Origin of the sequence: Ileibacterium valens, assembly GCF_001945525.1 — a bacterium.
Classification (GTDB): Bacteria; Bacillota_I; Bacilli_A; order Erysipelotrichales; family Erysipelotrichaceae; genus Ileibacterium; species Ileibacterium valens.
Genome location: NZ_MPJW01000033.1, coordinates 1 through 5,601 on the forward strand (window position 1 = coordinate 1; position 5,601 = coordinate 5,601).

At 39.6% G+C, this 5,601-nt stretch carries 7 protein-coding genes; 5 read left to right on the plus strand and 2 right to left on the minus strand.

The genetic code is table 11. The annotated features are described in order from the left end of the window. Nucleotides 1–241 (minus strand): IS66 family insertion sequence element accessory protein TnpA (tnpA, locus tag BO222_RS00930; RefSeq protein ID WP_198931972.1); only part of this gene is annotated, 241 nt, incomplete at its 3' end. 110 nt (nt 242–351) lie between these two features. Then, entirely contained in the window at nt 352–1,107 is a 756-nt protein-coding gene (locus tag BO222_RS00935) for a DeoR/GlpR family DNA-binding transcription regulator (RefSeq protein WP_075817559.1), read from the minus strand. Between the two features lie 226 nt (nt 1,108–1,333). Here BO222_RS00935 and BO222_RS00940 point away from each other — a divergent pair, with 226 nt between their 5' ends. The 5 genes from BO222_RS00940 to tnpA (BO222_RS00965) all read left to right on the plus strand — a co-directional run. After that, nucleotides 1,334–1,753 (plus strand): hypothetical protein, encoded by a 420-nt coding sequence (locus tag BO222_RS00940; protein WP_075817561.1) that lies wholly within the window; start codon nt 1,334–1,336, stop codon nt 1,751–1,753. 569 nt (nt 1,754–2,322) lie between these two features. Continuing rightward, nucleotides 2,323–3,030, plus strand: a complete 708-nt coding sequence (locus tag BO222_RS00950) for an isoprenyl transferase (RefSeq protein WP_075817565.1) — start codon at nt 2,323–2,325, stop codon at nt 3,028–3,030. Beyond that, nucleotides 3,020–3,784 (plus strand): phosphatidate cytidylyltransferase, encoded by a 765-nt coding sequence (locus BO222_RS00955; RefSeq protein WP_075817567.1) that lies wholly within the window; start codon nt 3,020–3,022, stop codon nt 3,782–3,784. The genes BO222_RS00950 and BO222_RS00955 overlap by 11 nt, the downstream gene beginning before the upstream one ends. 243 nt (nt 3,785–4,027) lie before the next feature. Further along, a complete protein-coding gene (locus BO222_RS00960; RefSeq protein ID WP_233131183.1) occupies nt 4,028–5,104 on the plus strand; it encodes a M50 family metallopeptidase in 1,077 nt (358 codons plus the stop codon). Nucleotides 5,105–5,313: 209 nt separating this feature from the next. After that, the coding region (gene tnpA / locus BO222_RS00965; RefSeq protein ID WP_198931970.1) for an IS66 family insertion sequence element accessory protein TnpA at nt 5,314–5,601 on the plus strand (288 nt) is incomplete at its 3' end.

Sequence of the window (5,601 nt, forward strand, 5' to 3'; positions counted from 1 at the left end):
ACAGAGTAACAGCGGCAGAATTGTCAGAGATGGCAGCGGCATCAATCTCCACAAACTCTATCCCTTCTGTTTTCGCAGAGCTTTCCAGTCTTCGTTTCCAGTAGCCAAAAGAAGAGTAGATCAGGTCGTTCTTCTGGCAGAATTCCTTCTGAGAAAGGCCGGAGAGGTGATAAGCCTGAACCTGTCTGGTCCAGAACTCCCGGTTTCCTTTTCGAGTTGGTGCATAATGGTAATTCGGCATAATGAAAAATCCTCCAGTTTCGTTGTAGACAATCTACCAACAGTTACTGGAGGATTTAACCCCGTCAAATATAAAGAACTTACGTCTTATGCTGCTTTTCCTTTTATAAATTAAACTTCGATAATTTTTGGAACCTCCTTAAGGATATTACGGTCTTCTTTTGAGAGTGGATTTGTGATTAAAACGGGGATTTCAGAAAATGAAAGGAATGGATAATTTCCCGTTTCATTCATCTTTTCCTGATGCATAAGCATCAAAACTTTTCGCGAGTGCTTTACAACTTCGCGATGAAAGCTGACTTCTTCAAGTGTATTGAGCATATAGGAATCAGAACCCTTAATTCCGGTCGTCCCTAATAAAGCCAGATCAAATGTGAACCTGGAAAGATCATCGTGGCATAAAGCGCCATATGTATTGTAATTTCCAGGATTGATTTTCCCTCCGAGCAGGACAACTTCAAAACCAAGCTGAGTACATTCCATTCCTATCAGTAAATTCGTGGTTACGATAGTCAGATCTTTTTTGGATCTGAGCATCTGCAAACCATTCATAATCGTCGAGCTGTCATCCAGAAAGATAATATTTCCATTTTGTATTTCGCGAATCGCCCGCATCGTAATTCTTCTTTTTTCATCAGGAAATTCCTGAGAACGAATTTTTGCCGGCAGCTGAGAGATCGCACTTTTTAAGAACGCCGATCCATGTTCCCGAACAATCAGATTCTGATTTTCAAGTTCATCGAGGTCTTTTCGCATCGTCTCCGGAGTCACCTGAAGCATCTGCGCCAACGCCGATACTTTCATTTCCTGATGGTCCATCAGGATCTGACGGATCTTCAGATGTCTTTCTTCTTTTTTCTTTGACATGAATTTTCCCTTTCTGATCCCTGTCCATTTTAAAGCTGGACAAGCCAGTAAATCATTTGAATATTTATAAAATTTTGAAAATATTTCTGTTCACAGATTATATTGTTACAAAAATATTTATACAAAAATTTTAACATTTGTTTAGTATAAAAACAAAAATAATGGGTTGAGTCTTCTGTTTTGGACAGACATAATGCAAATGTCAGAAGACAGAGGAGAAAACAGAATGAAAACTTTGAGTCAATTATTTGCACAAATCAAAAACAAACACGATTCGGATGATCAGACAAACATCAAAAATCAAAAAACAATCAAAGTTGTCTCGATGAAAGGAACATATTATCCAGAAAACGGAACGCTGACACAGAATCAGCTGGAAAAGCTTGCCAATTTAAAGAAAGATGGAAGCAAAATAGTTCTATTTACAGATAAGGGAATCAGTAAGATGGAAGAAGGCAATGTTTTACTTGCAGACTGGGATGCAGTCATTGCTGCAAATGGATATACCTTACTAAACGAACAGCTCATTTTAATGGAGCATATCAGGACAAGAAATGCCTTCAACAACGCCATTTCAAGCCTTGCAAATTACTGGAATCTGGGAGAATTCAAAGCTCAATTTCAGATTGGATGCATAGAAAATTAATTTTAAAATTTTGATTGTTCAATATTCAAAAAAAGATTAAGAAATTCATCAAACGAATTGCCTGAATAAAAAATATCCGGACTGATTGAGTAATTCTTTCAGTCCGTTTTTTCATTCTTTGTTTAACTGAACTGATATCCAAACGTTTTAGACCTGTTTGACGAATGAAATTAAAAATACGAATATTTCTATTTTGATAATCAAATCTATATTCTTGATTTTTGCTGGAAGTTTTCTGTTCTTTGGTCTTTTTGCTTTCCTATGACAACTGAGGACTTTTTTCTTTGTTCATTTCGTCAATATTTGGAAACCTTTTTCTTTGGATGTAAGAGCCTCTATTGAGTATGATAAAAGATGAATGAAAACAGGTAAAACATTCGCAGAGAATGTCTGCTTCCTGTTTTTTAAAATGATTCAAATAAATCTTGTTTTTAAAAATCATAAAGGAAAAAGGGTGGTCGACCGAAATATCGATCTGGCCCTGGAGATCAATAACATTATGAAAGTGAGGTTCGGCAATTTTCGGATTCTGGATACAGAAGGAATCTCCTTGCCGATATGGAAACTGAATGAACAAAATGCCTGAAACCGTTGCAATCATCATGGATGGAAATGGACGATGGGCCAAGTCCAAAGGTCTGCCTCGAACAGCTGGTCATAAAAAAGGGGCTGATACGATTCGTACCATTGCCCTGGAAGCCAATCGTTTAGGGATAAAGAAATTAATTCTCTACGCCTTTTCAACAGAAAACTGGAAGCGTCCTGAAGATGAAATTTCTTATCTTTGTAAACTGCCGGGAATTTTCTTTTCAAAATATATAAAGGAACTGATGAAAAACAACATCCGGGTTACCTTTGCGGGAGAACTCAACCGTTTTCCCAAGGAAACACAGGAAGTCATTAACAAGGCGGTGATGCAGACGGCTCATAATACCGGACTGGAACTCTGCATTGCAATCAACTATGGAAGCAGAAGAGAAATGCTTCTTGGTATGCAGGAATATGCCAGGGAAGTAGCAGAAGGCAAGCGGGAAAATAACCTGACAGAAGAAGAATTTTCTAAATATCTGTTTATTCCTGAAGAAGTGGATTTGCTGATCCGCACTTCTGGAGAAGAAAGAATCTCGAATTTCCTGTTATGGCAATTGGCTTATTCTGAACTGATCTTTGATAAAACCCCATGGCCTGATTTTGATGAGAAGGCCCTTGATGCCTGCTTAAAAGAATATGAAAGCAGGGACCGCCGCTTTGGAGGATTGAATACGAATGAAAACTAGAGTGCTGACCGCAATAGCCATCATTCTATGTGTTTTTCCACCTTTATTCTTTGGAGGATGGCTGCTTGAAGCATTAGCGGTTTTTGTTGTATGTACTTCAAGCTATGAATTTATCCATGTTCTTCTTGAAAACAAACGCTGGGAAATGATCTGTACCATCATTATGGCTGCCTGGGTTTTAGGATTGAATTTTATTCCGGAAAAATTTCTGATGGCTTACTGGATTTGTGCCCTGATCTTTTTCTGGTCACTTCCAGTGTTTACAAAAGACGTCAACGAAAATGCCGGATTATCCATGACGGCCTTTGCGATGATTCTTGGATTTTGCTACATGAGTATCCGGATTCTGATTCCAAATTTCCACTATCTGTGGACCATTGTTTTTGCGACCTATGGATCGGATACTGGAGCTTATTTTGCCGGCCGTTTCTTTGGCAAACATAAGATGAATGAAAGAGTCTCACCAAAAAAGACCTGGGAAGGCTTCTTCGGTGGATGGGTCTTTGGTTTTATTCTCAGCTATGCGATGTCCTTTTTATATGTTTCTACGCTTGATCCTACAATAAATCTTGCGATCTGCGCATTGGCTCCTGTATTCGCAGAACTTGGAGATCTTTGCTTCTCAGCCTTTAAACGAGCGCATGAAGTGAAAGATTTCTCAGATCTGCTGCCAGGACATGGTGGAATTCTGGACCGAATCGATTCATTGCTGATGAATATTCTTCTGTTTGGAATCATTTTTACAATTTTATAATTGTTTTAAAATTTACTTAATATTTATTTGGTAAAATGCTCTGTATTCTGATCTGACTATGAGTACAGAGTTTTTTCTTTGTAAAGGACTGATATAAAGGACTCATTCTAAGCTATCAGAAAACAGAAACGGTGCAGCTGTATCTTACGCAATTCGCAATTCTTTAATTAATGGTTTGAAATGAAACTGTCAGTTGTGGATGAGTTTCATTGTTATGAAATAAAGGAGGAGAAAGAATTGAACGTGATTATTACTATTCTTGCTTTTTTATTGATGCTCAATGTGATTGTCATCATCCATGAAGCAGGACATTTTTTTGCAGCGCGTTCTTTTGGAGTTCATTGTCATGAATTCTCCATTGGAATGGGTCCTGCAATTTATCAGAAACAGGGGAAAAATACGCTCTTCTCCATACGTGCTCTTCCAATTGGCGGTTATGTCATGATGGCCGGAGAAGAAGATGGATCACAAAGTGAAGACAGTGAAGATGACTGGTTAGCCAAAGTCCCGGAAAGTGAACGTCTGAACTTTAAACCCAAATGGCAGCAGGTCATTATCATGGCCGCTGGTGTTTTCATGAACTTTGTACTGGCTTTCCTGATTTTTATCGGTCTGATGGCCGCAAGAGGATATGTGGTTGAACCAGCCATTCCAGTCATTGATTCTCTGACAGAAGGCTACCCGGCCAAAGAGGCAGGGCTTATGCCTGGAGATCAGATCGTTAAAATTGTGGCTGAAGATGGTACCGTCTGCATCCCGGAAACAACAGACGAGCTTTCTGAATTTCTGGCTTTCAATCCAGGAGAATCCACTTTCACGATTGAACGTGATGGTGAAAACTTCGATGTGAAGATGACTCCGCATAAGGATGATGAAACGCAGATGGTGCTTTTAGGATTTACATCCACCTCTCCAGTTCGACAGATTTCTTTTTTAGAAGCGATTCCAGAAGGAATTAAATATGGACTCGATGCCGGAGGAATGGTCTTCAGGACCTTTGGTCAGCTGTTTCAGGGTAAAGGCTTCGAATCTCTGTCGGGACCTGTAGGAATCTACAAGATGACCGACACGGTTGTTTCTCAGGGATTATTGCCTTATATTTCGTTGTTTGCGATTTTATCATTGAACATTGGTATCTTTAACCTTCTGCCAATTCCGGCTTTGGATGGAGGAAGAATTCTGATTATCGCCCTGGAATCCATTTTCCGCCGCAAGATTCCAACCAAAATTGTTGAAGGAGTTATCATTGCCAGCTTCGTATTAATCTTTGGACTGATGATTTTTTCAACCTACAACGACATCGTCAGACTCTTTTTCTAAGAGAACTTATATAGGTTGAAATAAAGGATCAATTCTGTCTTATTGAATATCAGCTGGTATTCGATGCCTGGTTTTTACCTGAAAATTGCTTTAAGCACTCTCTTTGTCTGAGAGTGCTTTTTTTCGATTGTAACCTTTTGAAATTTGCACGGGCTTAGATCCTCCGGTTCCAGTCGATATTCTGTATTCGACTAGAACTGGAGGATTTTATGCATAATTATCTGTTTTCCAAATCCCGTGAACTGAATCAGGAACAGTGGATGAACCTGGTTGATCAATATCAGGTGTCAGGTCTGACTCAGGCTGGCTTCTGCGTCCAAAACGGCCTGGCTTTATCCACCTTCCAGTACTGGCGCAGAAAAGCTGCCGTCGTATCGCCTGCTTCAGCGGCTCTTGAATTCGTAGAAATTGACAGGACGGTCTTCCTGGATTTGGAAGGATCAGACGAGAGTCCAAAGCCGGTGATTGAAATCACTGACAGCGACCGAACGATCCGT

Excerpts from the sequence above, each read along its gene's own strand:
- BO222_RS00935 (WP_075817559.1), bottom strand. The coding sequence starts at position 1,107 with ATGTCAAAGAAAAAAGAAGAAAGACATCTGAAGATCCGTCAGATCCTG.
- BO222_RS00940 (WP_075817561.1), top strand. The coding sequence starts at position 1,334 with ATGAAAACTTTGAGTCAATTATTTGCACAAATCAAAAACAAACACGAT.
- BO222_RS00950 (WP_075817565.1), top strand. The coding sequence starts at position 2,323 with ATGAACAAAATGCCTGAAACCGTTGCAATCATCATGGATGGAAATGGA.
- BO222_RS00955 (WP_075817567.1), top strand. The coding sequence starts at position 3,020 with ATGAAAACTAGAGTGCTGACCGCAATAGCCATCATTCTATGTGTTTTT.